Source organism: Caulobacter endophyticus, assembly GCF_003116815.1.
Taxonomy (GTDB): Bacteria; Pseudomonadota; Alphaproteobacteria; order Caulobacterales; family Caulobacteraceae; genus Caulobacter; species Caulobacter endophyticus.
On record NZ_QDKQ01000014.1, the window covers coordinates 119069 to 139453 of the forward strand.

The 20385-nt window shown below is 69.3% G+C and carries 23 protein-coding genes; 12 read left to right on the forward strand and 11 right to left on the reverse strand.

Going from position 1 to position 20385, the window contains the following annotated elements; translation table 11 throughout:
• The first annotated feature begins 115 nt into the window (after positions 1–115).
• Positions 116–994 carry a bifunctional methylenetetrahydrofolate dehydrogenase/methenyltetrahydrofolate cyclohydrolase FolD gene (gene folD, locus DDF67_RS02555; protein ID WP_109099392.1) on the forward strand — a complete coding sequence of 293 codons (879 nt, stop codon included), beginning with the start codon at positions 116–118 and terminating at the stop codon, positions 992–994.
• A 66-nt stretch (positions 995–1060) separates the two neighbouring features.
• On the opposite strand, the gene DDF67_RS02560 is transcribed toward folD, so the two are convergent.
• The 3 genes from DDF67_RS02560 to DDF67_RS02570 form a co-directional block, all read right to left on the reverse strand.
• Positions 1061–1540, reverse strand: coding sequence for an Hpt domain-containing protein (locus tag DDF67_RS02560; RefSeq protein WP_109099393.1), 480 nt, complete (start codon positions 1538–1540; stop codon positions 1061–1063).
• 113 nt (positions 1541–1653) lie between these two features.
• Positions 1654–2433 (reverse strand): NAD kinase, encoded by a 780-nt coding sequence (locus tag DDF67_RS02565; protein WP_109099394.1) that lies wholly within the window; start codon positions 2431–2433, stop codon positions 1654–1656.
• A 59-nt stretch (positions 2434–2492) separates the two neighbouring features.
• Positions 2493–3614 carry a DUF2336 domain-containing protein gene (locus tag DDF67_RS02570; RefSeq protein ID WP_109099395.1) on the reverse strand — a complete coding sequence of 374 codons (1122 nt, stop codon included), beginning with the start codon at positions 3612–3614 and terminating at the stop codon, positions 2493–2495.
• 143 nt (positions 3615–3757) lie between these two features.
• On the opposite strand from DDF67_RS02570, the gene glpK reads away from it, so the two are divergent.
• From glpK to DDF67_RS02595, 5 genes are all read left to right on the forward strand, one after another.
• Positions 3758–5251 (forward strand): glycerol kinase GlpK, encoded by a 1494-nt coding sequence (gene glpK / locus DDF67_RS02575; protein WP_109099396.1) that lies wholly within the window; start codon positions 3758–3760, stop codon positions 5249–5251.
• A 105-nt stretch (positions 5252–5356) separates the two neighbouring features.
• Positions 5357–6394, forward strand: coding sequence for an SMP-30/gluconolactonase/LRE family protein (locus DDF67_RS02580; RefSeq protein WP_233247511.1), 1038 nt, complete (start codon positions 5357–5359; stop codon positions 6392–6394).
• A 17-nt stretch (positions 6395–6411) separates the two neighbouring features.
• Positions 6412–7515: a Gfo/Idh/MocA family protein gene (locus tag DDF67_RS02585; RefSeq protein WP_109099397.1), complete on the forward strand. Its 1104-nt coding sequence runs from the start codon at positions 6412–6414 to the stop codon at positions 7513–7515.
• The gene (locus tag DDF67_RS02590) at positions 7515–8357 is read left to right on the forward strand and encodes an alpha/beta hydrolase (RefSeq protein ID WP_109099398.1); all 843 of its coding nucleotides are present in this window, start codon (positions 7515–7517) and stop codon (positions 8355–8357) included. The genes DDF67_RS02585 and DDF67_RS02590 overlap by 1 nt, the downstream gene beginning before the upstream one ends.
• Before the next feature lie 109 nt (positions 8358–8466).
• Positions 8467–9474: a hypothetical protein gene (locus DDF67_RS02595; protein WP_109099399.1), complete on the forward strand. Its 1008-nt coding sequence runs from the start codon at positions 8467–8469 to the stop codon at positions 9472–9474.
• On the opposite strand, the gene DDF67_RS02600 is transcribed toward DDF67_RS02595, so the two are convergent.
• Both DDF67_RS02600 and DDF67_RS02605 read right to left on the reverse strand, forming a co-directional pair.
• Complete coding sequence (locus tag DDF67_RS02600; protein ID WP_109099400.1) at positions 9471–10145, reverse strand: uracil-DNA glycosylase; 675 nt, start codon at positions 10143–10145, stop codon at positions 9471–9473. The genes DDF67_RS02595 and DDF67_RS02600 overlap by 4 nt on opposite strands.
• Positions 10146–10155: 10 nt before the next feature.
• Positions 10156–10758, reverse strand: coding sequence for a LabA-like NYN domain-containing protein (locus tag DDF67_RS02605; RefSeq protein ID WP_058350515.1), 603 nt, complete (start codon positions 10756–10758; stop codon positions 10156–10158).
• 12 nt (positions 10759–10770) lie between these two features.
• Between DDF67_RS02605 and folK the strand changes: the two genes are divergently transcribed.
• The 3 genes from folK (at position 10771) to DDF67_RS02620 (ending at position 14209) form a co-directional block, all read left to right on the forward strand.
• A complete protein-coding gene (gene folK / locus DDF67_RS02610) occupies positions 10771–11298 on the forward strand; it encodes a 2-amino-4-hydroxy-6-hydroxymethyldihydropteridine diphosphokinase (protein ID WP_109099401.1) in 528 nt (175 codons plus the stop codon).
• 203 nt (positions 11299–11501) lie between these two features.
• Positions 11502–11861, forward strand: a complete 360-nt coding sequence (rpoZ, locus tag DDF67_RS02615; protein ID WP_058350513.1) for a DNA-directed RNA polymerase subunit omega — start codon at positions 11502–11504, stop codon at positions 11859–11861.
• A 182-nt stretch (positions 11862–12043) separates the two neighbouring features.
• Positions 12044–14209: a RelA/SpoT family protein gene (locus DDF67_RS02620; RefSeq protein ID WP_109099402.1), complete on the forward strand. Its 2166-nt coding sequence runs from the start codon at positions 12044–12046 to the stop codon at positions 14207–14209.
• 34 nt (positions 14210–14243) lie between these two features.
• Here the strand turns inward: DDF67_RS02620 and DDF67_RS02625 are convergent, their stop codons facing one another.
• Complete coding sequence (locus DDF67_RS02625; RefSeq protein ID WP_109099403.1) at positions 14244–14696, reverse strand: carboxymuconolactone decarboxylase family protein; 453 nt, start codon at positions 14694–14696, stop codon at positions 14244–14246.
• Positions 14697–14774: 78 nt separating this feature from the next.
• Positions 14775–15185: an NUDIX domain-containing protein gene (locus DDF67_RS02630; protein WP_109099404.1), complete on the reverse strand. Its 411-nt coding sequence runs from the start codon at positions 15183–15185 to the stop codon at positions 14775–14777.
• A 67-nt stretch (positions 15186–15252) separates the two neighbouring features.
• Between DDF67_RS02630 and pyrE the strand changes: the two genes are divergently transcribed.
• Genes pyrE through acpS form a run of 3 tightly spaced genes read left to right on the forward strand, consistent with a single transcriptional unit; the run spans position 15253 to position 16996 of the window.
• Positions 15253–15837, forward strand: a complete 585-nt coding sequence (gene pyrE / locus DDF67_RS02635) for an orotate phosphoribosyltransferase (RefSeq protein WP_109099405.1) — start codon at positions 15253–15255, stop codon at positions 15835–15837.
• A gap of 5 nt (positions 15838–15842) precedes the next feature.
• A complete protein-coding gene (locus tag DDF67_RS02640) occupies positions 15843–16598 on the forward strand; it encodes a pyridoxine 5'-phosphate synthase (protein WP_109099406.1) in 756 nt (251 codons plus the stop codon).
• A complete protein-coding gene (gene acpS / locus DDF67_RS02645) occupies positions 16595–16996 on the forward strand; it encodes a holo-ACP synthase (protein WP_109099407.1) in 402 nt (133 codons plus the stop codon). The genes DDF67_RS02640 and acpS overlap by 4 nt, the downstream gene beginning before the upstream one ends.
• Positions 16997–17020: 24 nt before the next feature.
• Here acpS and DDF67_RS02650 read toward each other — a convergent pair whose 3' ends face one another.
• From DDF67_RS02650 to DDF67_RS25430, 4 genes are all read right to left on the reverse strand, one after another.
• The gene (locus tag DDF67_RS02650; RefSeq protein WP_109099408.1) at positions 17021–17662 is read right to left on the reverse strand and encodes a PASTA domain-containing protein; all 642 of its coding nucleotides are present in this window, start codon (positions 17660–17662) and stop codon (positions 17021–17023) included.
• A gap of 2 nt (positions 17663–17664) precedes the next feature.
• Positions 17665–19008 (reverse strand): PASTA domain-containing protein, encoded by a 1344-nt coding sequence (locus DDF67_RS02655; protein ID WP_109099409.1) that lies wholly within the window; start codon positions 19006–19008, stop codon positions 17665–17667.
• Positions 19005–19658: a hypothetical protein gene (locus DDF67_RS02660; RefSeq protein ID WP_109099410.1), complete on the reverse strand. Its 654-nt coding sequence runs from the start codon at positions 19656–19658 to the stop codon at positions 19005–19007. Before DDF67_RS02660 ends, DDF67_RS02655 begins: the two co-directional genes overlap by 4 nt.
• Positions 19658–20385, reverse strand: a 728-nt coding sequence (locus DDF67_RS25430; protein WP_199229122.1) for a hypothetical protein, incomplete at its 5' end; no start/stop codon positions are given. The genes DDF67_RS25430 and DDF67_RS02660, both read right to left, overlap by 1 nt.

Genomic DNA, 20385 nt, shown 5'->3' on the forward strand with positions numbered 1-20385 from the left:
CTCTAGCACGAAAGAACGACGCTCACGCCAGCGCTATGCGTAAAGCGAGCGCCCGTTTGGGCGTTGCACCCAGGCGGTCGAGGCGATAGGGGAGCGCGCACAGGAGCGCCCCCACATGTCAGAAGCCGCCATCATCGACGGGAAGGCCTTCGCCGCCCGCCTGCGCCAGACCATCGCCGCCGAGGTCGCGGTCCTGAAGGCCGAGCATGGCCTGACGCCCGGCCTTGCCGTCGTGCTGGTGGGCGAGGACCCGGCCAGCCAGGTCTATGTGCGCAGCAAGGGCGAGCAGACCCTGGAAGCGGGCATGCACTCCGAAACCCATCGCCTGCCGGCTGAAACCTCGCAGGCCGAACTGCTGGCCCTGGTCGAGCGGCTGAACTCCGATCCGGCCGTGCACGGCGTGCTGGTGCAGTTCCCGGTGCCCGATCACATCAGCCAGGCCGCCGTGGTCGCGGCCATCTCGCCCGACAAGGACGTCGACGGCCTGACCGTGGCCAATGCCGGCCGCCTGGCCAGCGGCCTGCCGGCCCTGACGCCCTGCACCCCGACCGGCTGCATGATGCTGCTGCGCGACCAACTGGGCGAACTGTCGGGCAAGCGCGCCGTGGTCATCGGCCGCTCGAACCTGATGGGCAAGCCGATGGCCCAACTGCTTCTGGCCGCCGACTGCACCGTCACCATCGCCCACTCGCGCACCAAGGACCTGCCGGCCGTCGTCCGCGAGGCCGATATCGTCGTGGCCGCCGTCGGCCGTGCGCAGATGGTCAAGGCCGACTGGATCAAGCCGGGCGCGGTGGTCATCGACGTCGGCATCAACCGAATCCCCAAGGAAGACGGCAAGACCCGCCTGGTCGGCGATGTGGCCTTCGACGAGGTCAAGGCTGTGGCCTCGGCCATCACCCCCGTGCCCGGCGGCGTGGGCCCCATGACCATCGCCTGCCTGCTGGCCAACACCGTGCTGGCCGCCAAGCGCCTGAACGGGATCGGCGAGTAGCCGGAACGAAGAAAGCCGGGGCGAGGGCCCCGGCTTTCCTGTTTTCAGCTTATGGATCCTGGCCGATCAGCCGGCCAGATATTCGGCCACGCGGCCTTCCAGCTCCAGCGCCAGGGCGCGGCCCACGGGGTGCTCGTCGGTCTTGATGTCGTCGCGGACGCAGGCCTTGATCGCGTCGATGTGGGCGTCGACCAGGAACATCGGCGCCTGCAGGCGGGTGGCCGGATCGTCGATCAGCTTGCACAGCGAAGCGGCCAGGCGCGTGATCAGCGGAAACTCGTAGGTGGCGCCCAGGCCCTTCAGGTCGTGGGCGCGCAGGTAGAGGGTCTCGACCGTCTGGGCGTTGAGGCCGTCGGCGCGCACGCCCTGGCGGGCGGCTTCCAGCTTGACGATCTCGTCGTTGAGCCACTGGGCGAAATTACCCGAAAGGCTCTTGAGCGCGGCTTCGGCCTTGGCGATCGCGGCCATGTCGATGCCGCCGCGTCCGCCCACCTTGAGCTTGAGCATGTTCGGCACCTGGATCACCTCAGCGGTGGGCTTGTTCATCGGGTCGCCTCCCCGTCGGCGTTACTTAGGGAACGGTCACACGACAGGCGTTAACAATGAGTGAGACGAAGGTTTCACTCCACAGCCAAGCGTCGGGTTTCCGACGTTCCCGGCTAGGCCGAGAACTGTTCTGTCAGTACGCGCTCCTCGAGACTGCGGCCCGCGTCGAACAGCATCGACAGGGTCGAACCCCGGTCCTCGGAGATATGCACCTCGACGACGTCGCGGACTTCATAGTTGTCGGCCACGGCGCTGACAGGTCTCTTATCGCATTCCAGCACCTCGAACGTCACCCTCGCGCTCTGCGGCAAAAGCGCGCCCCGCCACCGCCTGGGTCGAAAAGCGCTGATCGGGGTCAGGGCCAGCACCTGGGCGCCGAGAGGGATGATCGGCCCGTGAGCCGAGAGATTGTAGGCGGTCGAGCCGGCCGGAGTCGCCACCAGGGCGCCGTCGCAGACCAGTTCGCCCATCCGCACCTTGCCGTCGATCGAGATGCGCAGCTTGGCCGTCTGGCGGGTCTGGCGCAGCATCGAAACCTCGTTGATGGCCAGCGCCCGGTGCTGGCGACGGCGCGAGTCGATGGCGACCATGGCCAGGGGGTGGATGACGGCGCGTTCGGCGGCGTTGATCCGCCCCAGCAGGTCGTCCTCGCTGTACTCGTTCATCAGGAAGCCGACCGAGCCGCGGTTCATGCCGTAGATCGGCTTCTGGTTCAGGATCGTCTCGTGCAGCATTTCCAGCATGAAGCCGTCGCCGCCGAGGGCGACGACGATCTGGGCGTCATCGCCGGCGTCGCCGTAGCGGGCGGCCAGGCGCTCGCGGGCTTCCTGGGCTTCGGGGCGGTCGCTGGCCTTGAAGGTCAGGCGAGTCGAGTACGGCTGGGCTTGGAACATGCCGCCCCAAGTGGCGGGATCGCCGCTTGCTTGTCAAACGGCGGTCTTGCCTGACTCCGTCAGGCGGCGCTGACGGCCTGACGGAAGGCCATGGCGGCGATGTCGGGACGGAACGGGCCGAAGGCGCCGCTGGCCTTGCGGGCGGCTTCGGCGCCGCCGCCGGGACGGCCGCCGTTCAGCTGGCGCACATGCTCCAGAATGGTCGGAAAGACACTGCGGTCGATGCCGACGGCCGAGCAGGCCAGGGCCAGCAGTTCGGGGCGGTTGCTGTCGATGGCTCGGCGCACCTGGCGCACGTCGAAGCGGCCTAGGCGCGCCATGGCGAACACGAACAGCGGCAGCCGGCCTTCGCGCAGCACCCGCAGCAGGTAGCCGGGCCGCAGCTGGCCGGCGGCGTCGAGCTTCTCGACCAGCGCCGCCTCCATTTCCTCGCGATCGGCCTCGTCCTCGATGGCCAGGGCGGCGGGGGCGGAGGGCAGCAGCCCCAGGTGCGCGGCGTGGGTGGCCTCGTCGACGGCGGCCTGCATTCTGGCCGGGTCGAGGTCGAAGCGCCCGGTCAGCGCTTCGCGCAGGGCGCGGCCGACCCACAGATAGAGCTGTTCGGCCAGCAGGGGCGACAGGCCGGGGTGGCGGGCGAGGGGCGAGCGGAGGGCCACGACCTCCTTGGCCTGGGCCACCAGGCGGCCCATGGCGTCCTGGTTGATCTCGGCGGTGGCGTTCCCGGCCAGGGCGGTCATCACCGCCGGCTCGCTCTGCGACAGGATGGCCTCGACCACGGGCGCGCGCAGGTTCGGGCGGCGGGCGACCTCGATCTGATGTTCGAGCGTGGCCTGCACCAGCAGGCGGATCAGGTCGTGGTCCTGCAGCACCGGGCTGCGGGCGATGATCGGGCGGGCGATCTCGATCTCGTCGAGGGCCAGGATGTTGACCAGGGCCGACGGGGCCCAGGCCGCGTCGGCCAGACGCTCGGCCAGGCGCTGGCGGATCTCGCGCTCGGCCTCGACCACCAGGGTCATGAAGATCGAATCGAGAAGGACCTGGATCTCGGGCGCGGCCGGCTTGCCTTGCGCCTCTCCGGTTTCGCAAAGGTCGACAATGCCGGCGAGCAGCCGCTCACGGTCCTCCGGCTCGCGGCTGCGGGCCAGGGAAAGAAGCTCGGCGGTCTGGGCGGCCTGGCTCACAACCCTCCTCGGGCGCCAAACGGGACTGTGGGCACCTTGGTGTTCCCAGATGAAAACATGCTTAAACAGGTCAAGCCATGGAACCGGGAGACTAGCGGCGCTCTGTCGCAGGTGAATCCGGGGGCGTGAAAGAGGAAACGCGTATGGGGCGAGCACTGATCCTGGCTCTTGACCAGGGAACGACCAGCACCCGGGCCATCCTGTTCGATCACGAGGGCCGGGCGGTGGCCGAGGCCGGGCGTCCGCTGCGCCAGAGCTATCCCCATGACGGCTGGGTCGAGCACGACGCCGAGGAGATCGCGGCGGCCTGCGTGGCGGTTATCCGCGAGGCGGTCGAAAAGTCGGGCGCAGCGCTCGACGAGGTCGTGGCGCTTGGCATCACCAACCAGCGCGAGACCGTGGTGGTCTGGGACAAGTCCACCGGCCGCCCGATCCATCCGGCTATCGTGTGGCAGGACCGCCGCACCGCCGAGATCTGCGAGAAACTTCGCAAGGACGGCAAGGAAGCGCAGGTGACTGCCGTCACCGGCCTGCTGCTCGATCCCTATTTCTCGGCGACCAAGATCGCCTGGCTGCTCGACAACGTGCCCGGCGCCCGCGCCAAGGCCGAGGCCGGCCGGTTGCTGGCCGGGACGATGGATGCGTGGACGATCTGGAAGCTCACGGGCGGCGCGCGCCACGTCACCGACGCGACCAACGCCTCGCGAACCCTGCTGTTCGATATCCAGGCCCAGGACTGGTCGGACGAGATGCTGGAGCTGTTCGGCGTGCCGCGCTCGCTGCTGCCGGAGGTTCTGGACTGCGCGGCCGACTTCGGCGAGGTCGGCGCCCAGGTGCTGGGCCGCCCGCTGCCGATCCGCGGCGTGGCCGGCGACCAGCAGGCGGCGCTGATGGGGCAGGGCTGCATCCATCCCGGCGAGATGAAGGCCACCTACGGCACCGGCTGCTTCATGCTGATCAACACCGGGACCACCCGGGCGGTCTCGGCCTCGCGCCTGCTGACCACCGTGGCGGCGCGGGTGGACGGCCAGGCGACCTACGCCCTGGAAGGCTCGATCTTCGTGGCCGGCGCGGCGATCCAGTGGCTGGGCGAGGGGCTGGGCATCACCGGCGGTCCGCGCGCCGCCGAGGCCCTGGCCCGCGCGGCCAAGGCCGACCACGGCGTTGTCGTGGTGCCCGCCTTCACTGGTCTGGGCGCGCCCTGGTGGGACGCCAAGGCGCGGGGGGCGATCTTCGGCCTGACCCGCGACGCCGGCCTGCCCGAGATCGCCGCCGCCACCTACGACGCCTGCGCCCTGCAGAGCCGTGACCTTATCGAGGCCATGCGGGCCGACGCGCCCGACGCCTTCCTCGGCGAGGCCCGATTGCGTATCGACGGCGGCATGTCCAAGAGCGCCTGGTTCAGCCAGCGTCTCTCGGACCTGACGGGCCTGCCGGTGGCGCGGTCGAGCTATCAGGAGACCACGGCGCTCGGCGCGGCGCTGTTCGCGGGGCTGGGGGCGGGGGTCTATGAGACGCTGGAGGACGCCGCCAGGGCGCGCCCTTCGGCCGAGGACCTGAAACCCGCCATGGCCGTCCACGCCCGCGAAGCGGCTTATGCTCGCTGGCTGGACGCGGCGCCCCGCGTTCGCTCCTGAAATCCCAAATCGCGCTGCGCGTCGCCGAAGACGTCTCGCCAACCTGGGCGGGCATTGCTATGACATCGCTGTCATAAGCAAGAACCAAAAAGGGAGGCCTGACGCATGACCGCGACGCGCCGCACCGTCACGCTGGCTCTGGGAGCTGGCGCCGCCATCGCCGCCGGAGGCCTTTCCATGTCCGCTGAAGTCGCAGCCCGCCCGACCCTGGGTTCGATCCGCCGCCTGTCGCCCGCGCTCGACGCGGTGATCGCCCCCGACGCCAGGATCGAGACGCTGGCCGACGGCTTTGTCTGGTCCGAAGGGCCGGTGTGGGTGAAGGAAGGCCGCTACCTCGTCTTCTCGGACGTGCCGGCCAACATCATGTATCGCTGGAGCGAGCAGGACGGCAAAAGCGTCTTCCTTTCGCCCTCCGGCTATGACGGTCCGCCGACCAAGATTTTCCGCGAGCCGGGCTCGAACGGCATGGCCCTGGACGCCAAGGGCGACCTCTTGGTCTGCAATCATGGCTATCGGGCGATCACGAAGCTCGATCTGAAGACCAAGGCCCGTTCGGTCGTCGTCGACCGCTATCAGGGCAAGCGCTTCAACAGTCCCAACGATCTGGCCGTGGCCAAGTCGGGCGCGATCTACTTCACCGATCCGCCCTATGGCCTTGAGGGGCTGGACGCCTCGCCGGTCAAGGAACTGGCCTTCAACGGCGTCTACCTGCTGCGCACCGACGGTTCGCTGGCGGTGGTCGACGACAAGTTGACCTTCCCCAACGGCGTGGCCCTGAGCCCCGACGAGAAGCGCCTCTACGTGGCCGTCTCCGATCCTGGCGGGCCGGTGATCATGGCCTACGACCTGGGCGCCGACGGCCTGCCGACCTCGCGCCAGGTGTTCTTCGACGCGGCCGCCCTGCACAAGGCCGGCGGTCCGGGCCTGCCCGACGGCATGTGCCTGGACACAGAGGGGCGGCTCTACGCCACCGGCCCGGGCGGCGTTTTGGTGATCGCTCCAGCGGGCGACCTGATCGGCGTGATCGAGACCGGCGGTCCGATCGCCAACTGCGCCTTCGGCGAGGACGGCAGGACCCTCTTCCTGACCGCCGACAAGACCTTGGCCAGGGTGCGGCTGAAGACGACCGGACTGGTCTGGTAGAGAAAGAGGAGAGGGCGATGGACAAGCGCACGTTCCTGCAGGGCGGCCTTGCCGTCGGAGCGCTGGCGATGACGGCCCCCGCGGCCGCGCTGGCCCAGGCCAAGGCGGAGGGCCGCAAGCTGGGCTACGCCATGCTGGGTCTGGGCTACTACGCCACCCAGATCATCATGCCGCGGTTCGCCGAGTGCGAGCACTCCAGGCTGACCGCCCTGGTCAGCGGCACGCCCGAGAAGCTGGCCAAGTACGGCGCCCAGTACGGCGTCCCGGAAAGGAGCCGCTATTCCTACGAGACCTTCGACCGGATCATCGACGATCCGGCCGTCGATATCGTCTATGTGGTCACGCCCAACAGCCTGCACCGCACCTTCACCGAGCGGGCGGCCAGGGCCGGCAAGCACGTGATGTGCGAAAAGCCGATGGCGACCTCGGTCGCCGACGGCGAGGCGATGATCGCCGCCTGCAAGGCCGCCGGTCGCAAGCTGATGATCGGCTATCGCAGCCGCTTCGAGCCGCACAATCTGGACGCCATAGCGCTGGCGCGGGGCGGGGCGCTGGGACCGGTGGCGACCATCGTCGCCGACCATGGCTGGACCGCCAGCGATCCGAACATGTGGCGGGTGAAGAAGGCGCTGTCGGGCGGGGGCAGTCTGATGGACATCGGCATCTACAGCCTCAACGCCGCTCGCTATCTGACCGGCGAGGAGCCGATCGCGGTCAACGCTATGGAGTCTACCGATCGCAGGAACCCGGTGTTCGCGGAGGTCGAAGACACCATCAATTTCCAGCTGCTGTTCCCCTCGGGGGCGACGGCCAACTGCGTCTCGACCTACAGCGCCAACTGCAACCGCTATCGGGTGTCGGGGCCCAAGGGCTGGGTCGAGATCGATCCGGCCACCAGCTACGGCGGCCAGGCGATGCGGGCCAATCTGGACGGCCAGGCCAAGGCGCGCACGCCGCCAGCGGTGAAGAAAAGCCAGTTCGCCGGCCAGTTGGACCACCTGTCGGAATGCATCCTCACCGGCCGCGACCCGATCGTGCCGGGCGAGGAGGGGCTGAAGGACCTGCGGATCATTGAGGCCATCTACAAGGCGGCTCGCGAGGGCCGGACGGTGAAGCTGTGATGCGCCGGATCGTTCTCGCCGCCGTTGTAGCGCTGGCTCTGCCCGCCATAGCGGAGGCCCAGCAGCGCGTGGCCTTGTGGCCGAACGGCGCGCCAGGCTTCGAGGCTCGCAAGGCCATTCCCGAGCAGGCGGCCGAGTACTGGGCCAAGTCGATCAACGACCCGTCGGTGACGGCGTATCTGCCGCCGGCCGACAAGGCCACCGGCGCGGCGGTGATCGTGCTGCCGGGCGGTGGTCACAAGATGCTGGTCATCCACCCGGAAGGGACCGACGTCGCCAAGGTGCTGAACCCCATGGGCGTGGCGGTGTTCGTGCTGAAGTACCGCCTGAGCCAGGAGGAAGGCTCGCCCTACACGATCGACCACGCCCGCCAGGACGCGGTGCGGGCCGTGCGCGTGGTGCGCTCTCGCGCCGCTGAGCTGGGCGTGGATCCCAATAAGATCGGCCTGATGGGCTTCTCGGGCGGCGGCGAGGTCGTCGACCTGGCCATCTATGGTTCGACGGCGAAAGATCCGAAGGTCGACACGGTGGACGCGGTCAGCGGCCGACCCGACTTCCAGGTGCTGATCTATCCCGGTCCGGTTGGCGTCCCAGACAAGATCCCGGCCGATGCGCCACCGGCCTTCATCCTGGCCGCCGACGACGACGATTGCTGCTCGATCCCGCCGGTGGAGCTGCTTTCGAAGTTCCGCGCCGCCAAGGTTCCGGTGGAGTTCCACCTGTTCCAGAGCGGCGGCCACGCCTTCAACATGGGCTTTCGCACCGACAAGGCCGCGATCAAGGCCTGGCCCGATCGCTTACGCGACTGGCTGGCCGACAACGGCTGGACGACGAAGCGCTAGACGCGGCGGATCGTCACGGCCTCTTAGGATTTTCGGCGATAACTCCGGTTGTGAGGCGCTGGCGCACCCGTTTGGTGCGAGGTGCGCGGCGCGCGTGAGGAGTTTGTCCATGGTCGTTTCGGTTAGTTCCCGGATCCTGCGGCAGCCTGCGGATCTTTCGAAGCGATCCCAGAGCGTCCTCAGCCTCGTTCCTCGCGGGCTGGAATGGCTGTCCTGGGCGATCGGCGACGCCAGCGCGCGCTTCGCCTTTGCGGACGAGACGGAACTGCTGGCCCAGGCGGCGTTCGGCCTGCATGGCGCGCGCCTGGTGCTGCTGCCGGGGCTGCAGCTGTTGGTAAGTCCGGTCAAGCTGACCACTTTGCGCACGGATGACCTGGAAGCCGTCATCGCGGCCGAGCGGTCGCCTGAAGGTCCCGCCCTGGTCGAGGCGCAGCGGGTCCTGGCCAGGTATGGACTGCTGACCCAGGCCGATCTGGCGCGAGGCGCGGAGCTGCTGGCGAAGTTGGGCGTCGCCGAGGCGCCGGTCTTCCAGCTCATGGACTATCCGGCTCGCGCCGCCGTCCGGGGCCTGGTCGACCTGTTGAGCGACGTGGACGCTGGTCTGGCCAGGGAGGCCGCGGCCTTCGCCGTGGAGGCGTCCGGCGCAGCGATCGAGTTCCCCGACTATGTCGAGACCTATCTCGCCTTGGCCCTCCAGGGCGAAACCGCTTCGGCCCGAACCGGTCGGGCCAAGGCCGTCGTGCAGGCGCTGGCTACGCGGCTGTTTGGCCACCTCGAAGCGCCGAAGCTTTCAGACCTCGCGGCCCCGTCGGTCGTCAACGAGGCGATCCGCGACTGGCGGGCGCGCGGCAAATTCCTGGGGTTCTCCCGGCTGTCGAGCGGCGTCCGCGAGGTGGTGGCTTGGAACGGAGCGTTTGATGTCGCCGCAGCCGACGAAGCCGTGCGGGGCTGCGTCGACGCGGTCTCGGCCTTGCTGGACAAGGTCCATTTTCAGCACGGGGTGATGCTGCAGGACGGCGCCGTCAGCTTCCCGCTCGAGAACCGCGAGTGGACGATCGAGGTCCGTCATAACCTCGACGGCCTGATCACCCTCGATCGTGTGCGGCGAGCAGCTTAGTCGGCCGCGTCCACATAGGCTCGCACCCGCGCGAACAGTTCCTCGAACATCGGCGTCGTCAGGCGTCCGGTGTTCGTGTTGAGCCGCGAGCAATGATAGCTGTTGAAGATGCGGTAGGGCCCCGCCTGGAACTCCGAGCCATGGCCGGGGATGCCGGCCGAGGCCTTCAGGCCCAGGGTCTTGAGCACATTGCGGCGCGAGACGTCGCCCAGGGTGACGATGGCCTTGAGGTTGGGGAACATGTCCAGCCGCGCCTTCAGGAACGGGCGGCAGGTGTTCTCCTCGCTGGTCTCGGGCTTGTTGCCGGGCGGGGCGCAGCGCACGGCGTTGGTCACCGCGCTGCCGACCAGTTGGAGGGAGTCGTCGATGCGGGCCTCGAACTTGCCGGTGGCGAAGCCGTACTTGATCAGGGTCTCGTAGAGCAGCGTGCCGGCATAGTCGCCGGTGAACGGGCGGCCGGTGCGGTTGGCGCCCTTGCGGCCGGGCGCTAGGCCCACGACCAGCAGGCGTGCGTTCCTGTCGCCGAACGACGGGGCCGGGCCGTTGAAATAGTCCGGATAGAGCTCCTGGTTCTCGCGGCGATAGGCCACCAGGCGCGGGCACAGCGGGCAGTCGCGCGGCGGCTCGGCCAGGGAGGGGACGACCTCGCCGGCGATGTTGGAATGCTGCATTGGTCGGCCCCTAGTACTCGTCTTCGGCTTCACGTTCGGCGGGCGTGCGCTGGTCGCCCGAGGTGTAGCGTTGCTGCGGCGCGCGTTGCGGACGGCCGATGATGTTTCCCAGGTCGTTGAGGTCGACGAAGTTGTCGGCTTGGCGGCGCAGGTCGTCGCTGGTCATCGGCGGCTGGCTCTTCATCGTCGAGACGACGGTGACCCGGCGGCCTTTGCGTTGCACGGCCTCGACCAGGGCGCGGAAGTCGCCGTCGCCCGAGAACAGCACCAGATGGTCGACCGTGTCGGCCATCTGCAGCATGTCGACGGCGATCTCGATGTCCATGTCGCCGCGCCAGCGCTTGCGGCCCTGGCTGTCGGTGTATTCGCGGGCCGGCTTGGTCACAAGGGTGAAGCCGTTGTAGTCCAGCCAGTCAACCAGCGGACGGATCGGCGAATAGTCGTCGTTCTCGGCGATGGCGGTGTAGTAGTAGGCGCGCACGAGCAGGCCGCGCTTCTTGAACTCGTCGAGAAGCTTGCGGTAGTCGATGTCGAAGCCCAGCGCCTTGGCGGCGGAATAGAGATTGGCCCCGTCGATGAACAGCGCCAACCGCTCGGTCGGATAGAAGGTCACGGGTCTAATTCCTTGAAAGAACGGCTTGATCAAAATGGTCTGGATGCGGCCGTGGTCGTCGCCCTCGGCTGTAATCTGCCCGGAGCCTACACGAGTCGCGAGGCTCTGTTGGAGGCGGCCGTTTCGGCGCTGGGCGGCGAGGGCATGACGGTTGTCGCCCGTTCGGGCTGGTGGACCTCGGCTGCCTGGCCAGATCCGACCGGGCCTGCCTACCTGAACGGTGTTGTGCTGGTTGAGACTAATCTTTCGCCCGCCGAAGCGCTGGCGGCGCTGCACCGCGTGGAGGCCGGGTTCGGCCGCGCCCGGTCCGAGCGCAACGCCGCCCGCACCCTGGATCTCGACCTGATCGCCCATGGACGGACGGTGACGGACGGGAACCTCGTCCTCCCCCACCCGCGTGCTCACGAGCGTCTGTTTGTCATGGGGCCGCTGGCGCAGGTGGCGGGCGACTGGGTCCATCCGGTGCTGGGGGAGCGCGCAAGCAACCTAGCCGCGAGGGCGACGGTCGGGGCCGACGCCAAACCGCACCCCCACCCGTAGAGTCCCGCGAAAGCGGGGATTTTACGGAAAGGGGAGGTGGGTTCATCAGCTCAACCAAGCCTCGCCCTTGTTCCGACTGGACTTTGCTTTTCGGAAAAGGCATACACGCCGCCTCGCGAAAGCTGGGTGACAACCGAAGCGGCGTTGCGTGACGCCGCACGGAGCCCTATTTTGAGAGACCTTACGGTCAGCCCGAGGAATTCATGGCCCGCGTCACCGTCGAAGATTGCGTCGAGAAGGTTCCCAACCGCTTCGCGCTCGTCCTGCTGTCGGCGCATCGCGCCCGCGGCATCTCGGCCGGTGCGGCCCTGATGGTCGACCGCGACAACGACAAGAACCCGGTCGTCGCCCTGCGCGAGATCGCCGACGACGTGATCGATCACGAGGGGCTCAAGGAGCACCTGATCACCACGCTGCAGCGCGTCGACGAGCACTCGGAAGCCGAGGAAGAGGCTGAAACCCTCGCCCTGCTGGCCGACCCGACCCACATGCAGATGAGCGAACTGGAACTCGTTCGCGCGCTGCAAAGCGACCGCGACGGCGGTCAGGAGGAGCGGTACTGAGCCCCGACGGCGCAGACCCTCTAGCCATCGAAGCGGCGTTCGCCGCCGCTCCGTCCGAACGCGCGTCCGAATCCTCTCCGTCTTCCGGGGGGGAATCAGGCGCGTCTTCGTCTGAGCCCCAGGCCGCCGCGCCTGAGGCTCCGCCGGCCCCCAAGCCGCGCAAGTTCCTTCGCCAGTACGAGCTGATCGAGCGGGTCCACGCCTACGACCCGACGGCCGACGAGGCCCTGCTCAATCGCGCCTATGTCTTCGCCATGCGCATGCACGGCAGCCAGACGCGCGCCAGCGGCGACCCCTACTACGCCCACCCGATCGAGGTGGCGGGCATCCTCACCGAGTACCGGCTCGACACCGCGACCATCGTCACGGCGCTGCTGCACGACGTCATCGAGGATACCCCGGTCACCAAGGACGAGATCGGCAAGCTGTTCGGCGAGGAGATCGCCGAGCTGGTCGAGGGCGTCACCAAGCTGTCGAAGCTGGAGCTCCAGGCCGAGCACACGCGCCAGGCCGAGAACCTGCGCAAGTTCATCCTGGCCATCTCCAAGGACGTCCGCGTCCTGCTGGTCAAGCTGGCCGACCGTCTGCACAACATGCGGACGCTGCACTTCATCAAGAACCAGGCCAAGCGCGAGCGCATCGCCCGCGAGACGCGCGACATCTACGCGCCGCTGGCCCGCAATATCGGCTGCCACCGCATCTGCACCGAGCTGGAGGAGCTGTCCTTCCAGCACACCAACCCGGTCGCCCGCGACGCCATCGTCCGCCGCCTGGACGCCCTGCGCGTCGAGCAGGGCGGAGCCGTGGCCCTGGTCACCCAGGAGATCCTGGCCCGCCTGGAGTCGTCGAACCTGCCGGCTCGCGTCTTCGGTCGCGAAAAGTCGCCCTATTCGATCTGGCGCAAGCTGCAGCGCAAGTCGATCGGCTTCTCGCAGATGTCCGACATCTATGCGTTCCGCGTGATCGTCGACAGCGAGGAAGACTGCTACCGCGCCCTGGGCGTCGTGCACCGGGCCTGGTCCAGCGTGCCCGACCGCTTCAAGGACTTCATCTCGACCCCCAAGCGCAACAACTACCGTTCGCTGCACACCACCGTGGTGGGGCCGCGCGGCATGCGCATCGAGATGCAGATCCGCACCGAGTCGATGGACCGGGTGAACGAAGAAGGCGTCGCCGCCCATTTCCGCTACAAGGACGCCTCCTACGGCCTTGACCTGGAAGGCATGGAGGCCGCCGGCGGCCGCGACCCGCTGGCCAACCTGCGCCAGCTGGTGCAGGTGCTGGAGCACGGCGGCGACAGCGAGGAGTTGGTCGAGCACGCCAAGCTTGAGATGTTCCTCGACCAGGTCTTCGTGTTCACCCCCAAGGGCAAGCTGGTCAGCCTGCCGCGTGGGGCGATGCCGCTCGACTTCGCCTATGCGGTCCACACCAGCGTCGGCGACACCTGCATCGGCGTGAAGATCAACGGCGAGCTCAAGCCGCTGCGCACGATTCTGACCAACGGCGACGTGGTCGAGGTGATCCGCGGCTCCAAGCCCGTGGTGCCGCCTGACTGGCGCTCGCTGACGGTGACCGGCCGGGCGCGCTCGGCCATCCGCCGTCATATCCGCCAGACCGAGAAGGAAGAGTTCCTGCGCCTGGGCCGGGTGTCGGTCGAGCAGATCTTCGAGCGCGCCGGCAAGAACCTCAAGGACGTGTCGCTGCGTCCGATCCTCGAACGCTTCGCCCTGGAGGGCGAGGAGGCGCTGTTCGACGCTGTCGGCCGAGGTCGCGTGACGCCGAGCCAGGTGCTGGAGACGGCCTTCCCGGGCATGGTCGACGCCGATCGCGAGGCCGCCACCGCCCGGCGCAAGATCGAGGGCGGCAAGGGCGCGCGGCTCTATGTGCGCGGCGGCGGCCTGACCCCCGGCGTCTCGCTGCATTTCGCCCACTGCTGCAGCCCTGTGCCGGGCGACCGCATCGTCGGCATCCTGCGCGAGGACGGCGCCAAGGAGCAGGATGGGGGTCTGGACGTCCATACCATCGATTGCCCCAAGCTGGCCGAATATGAGGAGCGCGAGGATCTCTGGCGCGACCTCAACTGGACGCCCGAGGCCGAGCGCGACACCGTCTCGCTGGCCCGCCTGCACGCCACCATCGGCAATGCGCCGGGCGTGCTGGGCCAGGTCTGCACGATCATCGGCGAGGCCGGCGGCAATATCGTCAACCTGCGCATGCACCACCGGCAGAGCGACTTCTTCGACACAGACATCGACGTCGAGGTGCGCGACGCCAAGCACCTGACCAACATCTCGGCGGCGCTGCGCACCTGCCCGTCGGTCGAGACGGTGGACCGGACGCGGGGATAGCAGATCCAACCTCTTCCTATGGGAGAGGGGGGATTCAAGCCGCCTTGGCCGGCTGCTCGATCCAGAGGCCAAAGCCCACGGCCAGGCGGTTCCAGCCGTTGATGACGTTGACCATCAGGGTCAGCTTGACCTGCTCTTCCTGGGTGAACTGCGCCGCCAGGTCGGCGTGAGCGGCTTCCTGCGTGTGGCCTTCCGACAGGCGGGTGAGCGCCTCGGTCCAGGCCAGGGCGGCGCGTTCGCGGGGCGTGTAGCAGGGCGCCTCGCGCCAGGCCGAAAGCAGGTAGATGCGCTGCTCGGTCTCGCCCTGGGCGCGGGCTTCGACGGTATGCATGTTGATGCAGTTGGCGCAGGCGTTGATCTGCGAGGCGCGGATCTTGACCAGTTCGATGAGGCTCGGTTCCAGGCTGGCCGCGATCACGGTCGAGGCGGTGAACCACGACTTCATCACGGCGGGAGCGACGGCGAAGGGATCGAGCTTGGCGGTCATGGCGGGTCTCCTTTGAGAGGGTTGCGCCGTCATGACGAGGCTAGGGCCGCGCGTGTGACGCGGCCCGCCGAAAAAAGTTCAGGTCGCGCCGCGCAGGGCCGTCACCGCGTCCCGCGTGGCCTGGGTCAGGGGCGCGGGCAGGGCATCCAGAGCGAACCAGCCCCAGTCGGCGATGGCTTCGGGCTCCTGGATCGACGGCTCGCCCACGCAGCCGTCGGCGCGGTAGGTGACGGCCAGCCAGTGGCTGTCGGCCGCGATCATGTCGGTCACAGCCAGCACCGGGCCGGCGACGACCTTGATCCCCAGTTCCTCAAGGATTTCGCGCTCGGCGCAGGTCCGGCCCGGCTCGCCCCAGTCGAGCTTGCCACCCGGCTGGCCCCAGTGGCCGGCCTCGGGCTGGCGGCGGCGCTGGACCAGCAGGATGCGGCCCTGGTCGTCGATGATGGCCGCGCCGCAGCCGACACGAGGGCGGGGAGGGGAGTCGTTCATGGCGGTTGTCCTACGCCCCTTTGAGAGCGGTTTGTAGACTCGCCGCGCTGGTCTATATCCACGCCTCATGACCAACGACGACGTCCTCGACGAATTCCGCGCCGCCGGCGCTCTGCGCGAAGGCCACTTCGTGCTCTCCAGCGGCCTGCACAGCCCGGTCTTCCTGCAGAAGAACCTGGTGTTCATGCGGCCCGAGCGCTGCGAGCGGCTGTGCAAGGCCCTGGCCGACAAGATCGTGGCCACGGTGGGCCATGTCGATGTGGCGGTTTCGCCCGCCGTCGGCGGCATCATCCCCGGCTACGAGACCGCCCGTCACCTGAACGTGCCGTCGATCTATGTCGAGCGCGAGGGCGGCGGCTTCAAGTTCCGCCGCGGCTTCCACCTGGAGCCCGGCCAGAAGGTCGTGATGGTCGAGGACATCGTCACGACCGGCCTGTCGTCGCGCGAATGCATCCAGGCGATCAAGGACGCCGGCGGCGATGTCGTCGCCGCCGCCTGCATCGTCGACCGCTCGGGCGGCAAGGTCGATGTCGGCGTGCCGCTGATCGCCCTGGCCAGCCTGGAAGTCCCGGCCTATCCGGCCGACGCCCTGCCGCCCGAACTGGCCGCGATCCCGATCGAGGATCCGGGCAGCCGCCGGCTGAAGGGCTGAGCCCCATGCTCCGGCTCGGCGTCAACATCGACCACGTGGCCACGATCCGCAACGCGCGCGGGTCGAGCTATCCCGAGCCGGTGCGCGCCGCCGAGCTGGCCCTGGCGGCCGGGGCCGACGGCATCACCGCGCACCTGCGCGAGGACCGCCGCCACATCAGCGACGCCGACATCGCCGTCCTCACCGACCTCTGCCTAAAGCGCGGCAAGCCGCTGAACTTCGAGATGGCGGTCACCGACGAGATGGTCGGCATCGCGCTGGGCGCCAAGCCGCATGCCGCCTGCCTGGTGCCCGAGCGGCGCGAGGAAGTGACCACCGAGGGCGGCCTCGACGTCGTGAAGGGCGCCAGCCGCATCGCCGACGCCACCGGCCGCCTGCGCACCGTCGGCGCGCGGGTGTCGCTGTTCATCGAGCCAGACCACGCCCAGATCCAGGCCTCGGCCGATGTCGGCGCCCAGGTGATCGAGCTGCATACCGGCGCCTATTGCGACGCCGCCCGCGCAGGCGAGACCGAGCGCGCCGCCGCCATCCTCGACCGCCTGAAGTCGGGCGCGGCCTTCGCCGCCTCGCTGGGCCTGGAGGTCCATGCCGGCCATGGCATCGACTACGCCACGGTCAAGCCCGTGGCCGCCATCCCGCAGATCGTCGAGCTGAACATCGGCCATTTTCTGATCGGTGAAGCGATATTCGTGGGCTTGCCCCAGGCTATCCTGCGGATGCGGACCCTGATGGACGCCGCACGGTTGGAGACGGCGGCGTGATCATCGGAATCGGTTCGGACCTCAGCGATATCCGCCGCATCGAGAAGACTCTCGAACGCTTCGGCGAGCGCTTCACCAACAAGGTCTTCACCGAGATCGAGCGCAAGCGGTCCGAACGCAAGCCCGACCGCGCCTCCAGCTACGCCAAGCGTTTCGCCGCCAAGGAGGCCTGTTCCAAGGCCCTGGGCACCGGCCTTAAGCAGGGCGTGCATCTGGGCGACATGGGTGTGGTCAACCTGCCCTCGGGCAAGCCGACCATGGCCCTGACCGGCGGCGCCGCCGCCAAGCTGGCGCAGCTGATCCCCGAGGGCATGGTTCCGGTGATCCACCTGTCGCTGACGGATGACCACCCCTACGCCCAAGCCTTCGTGATCATCGAGGCCGTACCGGCGACCTGACGGGCGCTGAGCTGAAGGTCGCCCCTACTTCAGCCCCAGCGTCACCGCGCCGGTCGTACGCACCAGCGCTCGGGGCGGGGCGTCCTGGGAGGCCACGGTCTGCTTGGCGGCGTCCTCGGCTGTAACCGTCTCGCCCGTGGCGCTGACGAAGGCCGCCGAGATCCCGCGAGCAGACATCACCGCGACGGCTTCGGCGCCGGTCAGGCCGCGCACTTCCGGCATCGGGGCGGCGTCGTCGAGGGCGGCGGGGGGCGGGACCGGGACGATCTTGAAGGTCAGCTTGGCCGCGCCGCTGGCCTGAAACGCGTAGCGTTGCTGGAAGGCCGCGTCGACCGGGGTGACGTAGGTGCGGGCCTTGCCGATCGGCGCGATCTGGCCCGCCGTGCCGGCGCTGCCGTCGGCGCCGCCCGTGCCGCCGATATGCATCGAGACCTGCACCTCGCAGGTCGTCTCGGGCAGCACGTAGAAGGTGGGCTGGTAGCCGATCGAGCGCAGGGCCTCGACGCCCTCGTCGCCCTCGGCCTCGTACATCGCCAGGGTGGCGGCCAGCGAGGCGTGGTCGAGCGCCGCCTGGGCCTCGGCCACGCCCCGGCCGACGGCGGCGATCACCTCGCCCAGCGGCGTGGCCAGGCTTTCGCTGAGCAGGTCGGAGGCGTCCTGGGCCATGATCAGGCTCCCTGTTCATCGGCGAAGATGACCATTACTCGGGCGCCCCGGGCGATGACGGTCCCGGCGGCCGGCGACTGCACCATGGCCTGGCCGGGGGCGACGGCGGGATTGAGCCCGCGCGGTCCGGTGCTGGCCTCCAGCACCAGCCCCACCGAGGTCAGCACCCGACGGACGGCGCTTTCGGTCAGCTGCAGCACGTCGGGCGTGCGCGGGCCGTCGTCCTCGCTGGCGACCTTCTCGGGAATGAACTGAAACTTCAGGTCGCTCAGCGAGTCCTGCGGCAGGGTCTTGAGCGTATCGGCGTCGAGGAATTCCATGCTGCCGCTGTCGCGCAGTATGCCCTTGGCGCTGACCTGGATCGCGCCCAGCGAAAAGCCGGTGGGCTTGAGGGTTTTCTGGGCGGTGTCGAGCTGGGTGGCCATGGTGGTCGCGAGGTCGGTGACCGCCACCGTCCGCAGCGAGGCGGCGATGGCGGGATTGATCACGCCCGCCGCCACCCCTGCCGTGGCGCCGGCGCCCGTCGCTGCGGCTCCCGTGGCCGGGTCGGCCGTTCGGGTCGCCTTGATGTCGGCGATCTCGAGGTCCTTGGCCAAGAGGGTGGCGCGCAGGGTCGTGATCTCCTTGTCCTGCTCGGCGACGATGCGGCTGCGGTCGGCCAGCTGGCTGTCGCGCGCCGCCAGGTCCTGGTCGCGCTGGAGGAGCCGGGCGTTGAAGGTCTTGGCCGTGTCGTCGGCGGCCTGGGCGCGGACGGCGGCGACGTCGACCTTCTCGGCGCGCAGGGTGGCGATCTGGGCGTCCTTGTCGGCCAGCTGCTTGGATTGGGCGGCGATCTGGGTGTCGCGGGCCGCAAGGTCCTGGTCGCTCCTGGCGATGCGGGCGGTGAAGGTCTTGGTGGTCTCGTCGACCGCCAGGGCCCGGATGGCGGCGGCGTCGACCGTCGGGGCGATCGGGGCGTCGGTGGCCACCACCCCGCCGATCGGCGCGGCCGTCCGCAAGGTGCGGACAGACAGGGTGCGGGCGATCACCGTCTCGGCGGGCGCCAGGCGCCGGACCTGACCGAAGTCTATGGCCAGGGCGCCGGTGCGGGCGTTACGGGTGAATTCGGGGCTGGCCGAGATCACGCCGGCGCCTTCGACCAGCCGGAAGGCCGGCGCGAAGGGCAGGGTGTCGTCGGCGATGCTTCCCGCGCCCTTGGCCGTGCCGTCGGCGGCGGTCTTGGCGCTGGAAGCGCTGGCCCAGGCGCCGGCCTTCAGGTCGAACAACTGGACGTCCAGCCCCGCGCCGGCCGCCGCATTGCCGTCGGCGTCGGTCAGGCGGGCGGTCCAGGAGAAGGCGGTGCTCATCCCACTTCCTCCATGCCGACCACGCCCCGTCCGCTGTACGCCCCGATCGAGGCGACCACCACCACGACCGCGCGAGCCGGCTCCTTGACGATCGACAGCGTGGCGGTCGCGCGGCCGTTGGCGTCGGTGCGCAGCAGCGCCTGCTGCAGGCGGGTGCCGGGCTGGCGCACGAAGTTGGCCACGCCCCGCGCCGCCGACAGGGTGACGCTGGCGGCGTCGTCGATGTTGAGCTCGATCGGCTGGTTCGCCAACACCTCGCCGGCGCTGTTGGTGACCACGATCGACAGGGTGGCGGTTCCGCCGATGTTGCCGCCGCCCGACACGGCGATGCGCGGCGTAGGCAGGCCCTCGCCGGGCGGGGTGGCCACCAGCCGGCCGCTGATCGTGCTGCTGACCTGCTGGTTGGTGCTGTTCTGGTCCTTGGCGGTGAACAGCAGGGCGATCGGGCGTCCGCCGCTGTCGGCCTTGGTCTGCATGTCGACCTTGATCGAGAAGTCGAGGAACGGCAGCTGGTATCCGCCGATCGGCGCGCCGCTGGCGTCGACCTTGGGGCCGCTGTTCAGGGCCAGCTGCGCCTCGCGCACCCCCTCGGCAAGGGCGACCAGCAGTTCCTCGATCGAATTGCCGACGAAGCGGCTTTCGGCCGGCATCAGGCGTCTCCCTCGGAACTGTCGCGGGATTCTTCGGAGCGTCGGGCCTTCAATCGCTCGAGGGCGCGGTCGCGGCGGGCGTCGTCGCGGGCCTCGTCGGCCTCCTTCAGCTCGCGCACGTCGCTGGCCATCTCGCGCAGGCGATCGGCCTTGTCGGCGTAGTCGGCGATCTCGCCGACCGCCACGCTCAGCTTGCGGGCCGTCTCTCGCACGTACGGATCGGCGCGGCCCAGGCCCGGAATGCGCTCGCGGGCCCGCTCCACCCAGTCGGTGGGAATGGCGTCGCGGGCGCTGTCGAGGGCGCGCTCGGCGGCCGCGTAGGCCCGCCGGCCGCGGCTGACCATGTCGCGGGCCCTGGCCAGGCGCCGGTCGAGGGGATCGCTGGGTGAAGCCGCGCGAGGCCGCTCGCCGACGCCCTGCAGCGCGCGGCCGGCGTCGCGCAGGCCCCGGCCGGCCTCGGCCAGCGAGGCCAGGCGGCGCGACGGCTCGGTGGACGATCCAATCTCCCGGCGGGCGGCGATCCGCTCCCATGGCGCTTCACGAGGCGAGGGCGAGGGGCGCTCGAAGATCTCGGACGGGGCAAGGCGGCGCAGATCTGGCGGCAGGCCGCCGGGCGTTGGCCGCACCTGCTCGCCCGGCGTGGCGCGCAGGCCTTCGCCGGGCGTGGCCCGCAGGGCGTCGGCGGCGGTGCCGCGCAGCGCCGGCGGCAGGGCGGGCGGGTGCGGAT

Coding starts and splice junctions, on each gene's coding strand:
- DDF67_RS02560 (WP_109099393.1), bottom strand. CDS start 1,540: ATGAACAAGCCCACCGCTGAGGTGATCCAGGTGCCGAACATGCTCAAG.
- rpoZ (WP_058350513.1), top strand. CDS start 11,502: ATGGCCCGCGTCACCGTCGAAGATTGCGTCGAGAAGGTTCCCAACCGC.
- DDF67_RS02595 (WP_109099399.1), top strand. CDS start 8,467: ATGGTCGTTTCGGTTAGTTCCCGGATCCTGCGGCAGCCTGCGGATCTT.
- DDF67_RS02590 (WP_109099398.1), top strand. CDS start 7,515: ATGCGCCGGATCGTTCTCGCCGCCGTTGTAGCGCTGGCTCTGCCCGCC.
- DDF67_RS02600 (WP_109099400.1), bottom strand. CDS start 10,145: ATGCAGCATTCCAACATCGCCGGCGAGGTCGTCCCCTCCCTGGCCGAG.
- DDF67_RS02585 (WP_109099397.1), top strand. CDS start 6,412: ATGGACAAGCGCACGTTCCTGCAGGGCGGCCTTGCCGTCGGAGCGCTG.
- DDF67_RS02565 (WP_109099394.1), bottom strand. CDS start 2,433: ATGTTCCAAGCCCAGCCGTACTCGACTCGCCTGACCTTCAAGGCCAGC.
- DDF67_RS02580 (WP_233247511.1), top strand. CDS start 5,357: ATGACCGCGACGCGCCGCACCGTCACGCTGGCTCTGGGAGCTGGCGCC.
- DDF67_RS02640 (WP_109099406.1), top strand. CDS start 15,843: ATGCTCCGGCTCGGCGTCAACATCGACCACGTGGCCACGATCCGCAAC.
- DDF67_RS02630 (WP_109099404.1), bottom strand. CDS start 15,185: ATGAACGACTCCCCTCCCCGCCCTCGTGTCGGCTGCGGCGCGGCCATC.
- DDF67_RS02655 (WP_109099409.1), bottom strand. CDS start 19,008: ATGAGCACCGCCTTCTCCTGGACCGCCCGCCTGACCGACGCCGACGGC.
- glpK (WP_109099396.1), top strand. CDS start 3,758: ATGGGGCGAGCACTGATCCTGGCTCTTGACCAGGGAACGACCAGCACC.
- folD (WP_109099392.1), top strand. CDS start 116: ATGTCAGAAGCCGCCATCATCGACGGGAAGGCCTTCGCCGCCCGCCTG.
- DDF67_RS02625 (WP_109099403.1), bottom strand. CDS start 14,696: ATGACCGCCAAGCTCGATCCCTTCGCCGTCGCTCCCGCCGTGATGAAG.
- DDF67_RS02650 (WP_109099408.1), bottom strand. CDS start 17,662: ATGGCCCAGGACGCCTCCGACCTGCTCAGCGAAAGCCTGGCCACGCCG.
- DDF67_RS02660 (WP_109099410.1), bottom strand. CDS start 19,658: ATGCCGGCCGAAAGCCGCTTCGTCGGCAATTCGATCGAGGAACTGCTG.
- pyrE (WP_109099405.1), top strand. CDS start 15,253: ATGACCAACGACGACGTCCTCGACGAATTCCGCGCCGCCGGCGCTCTG.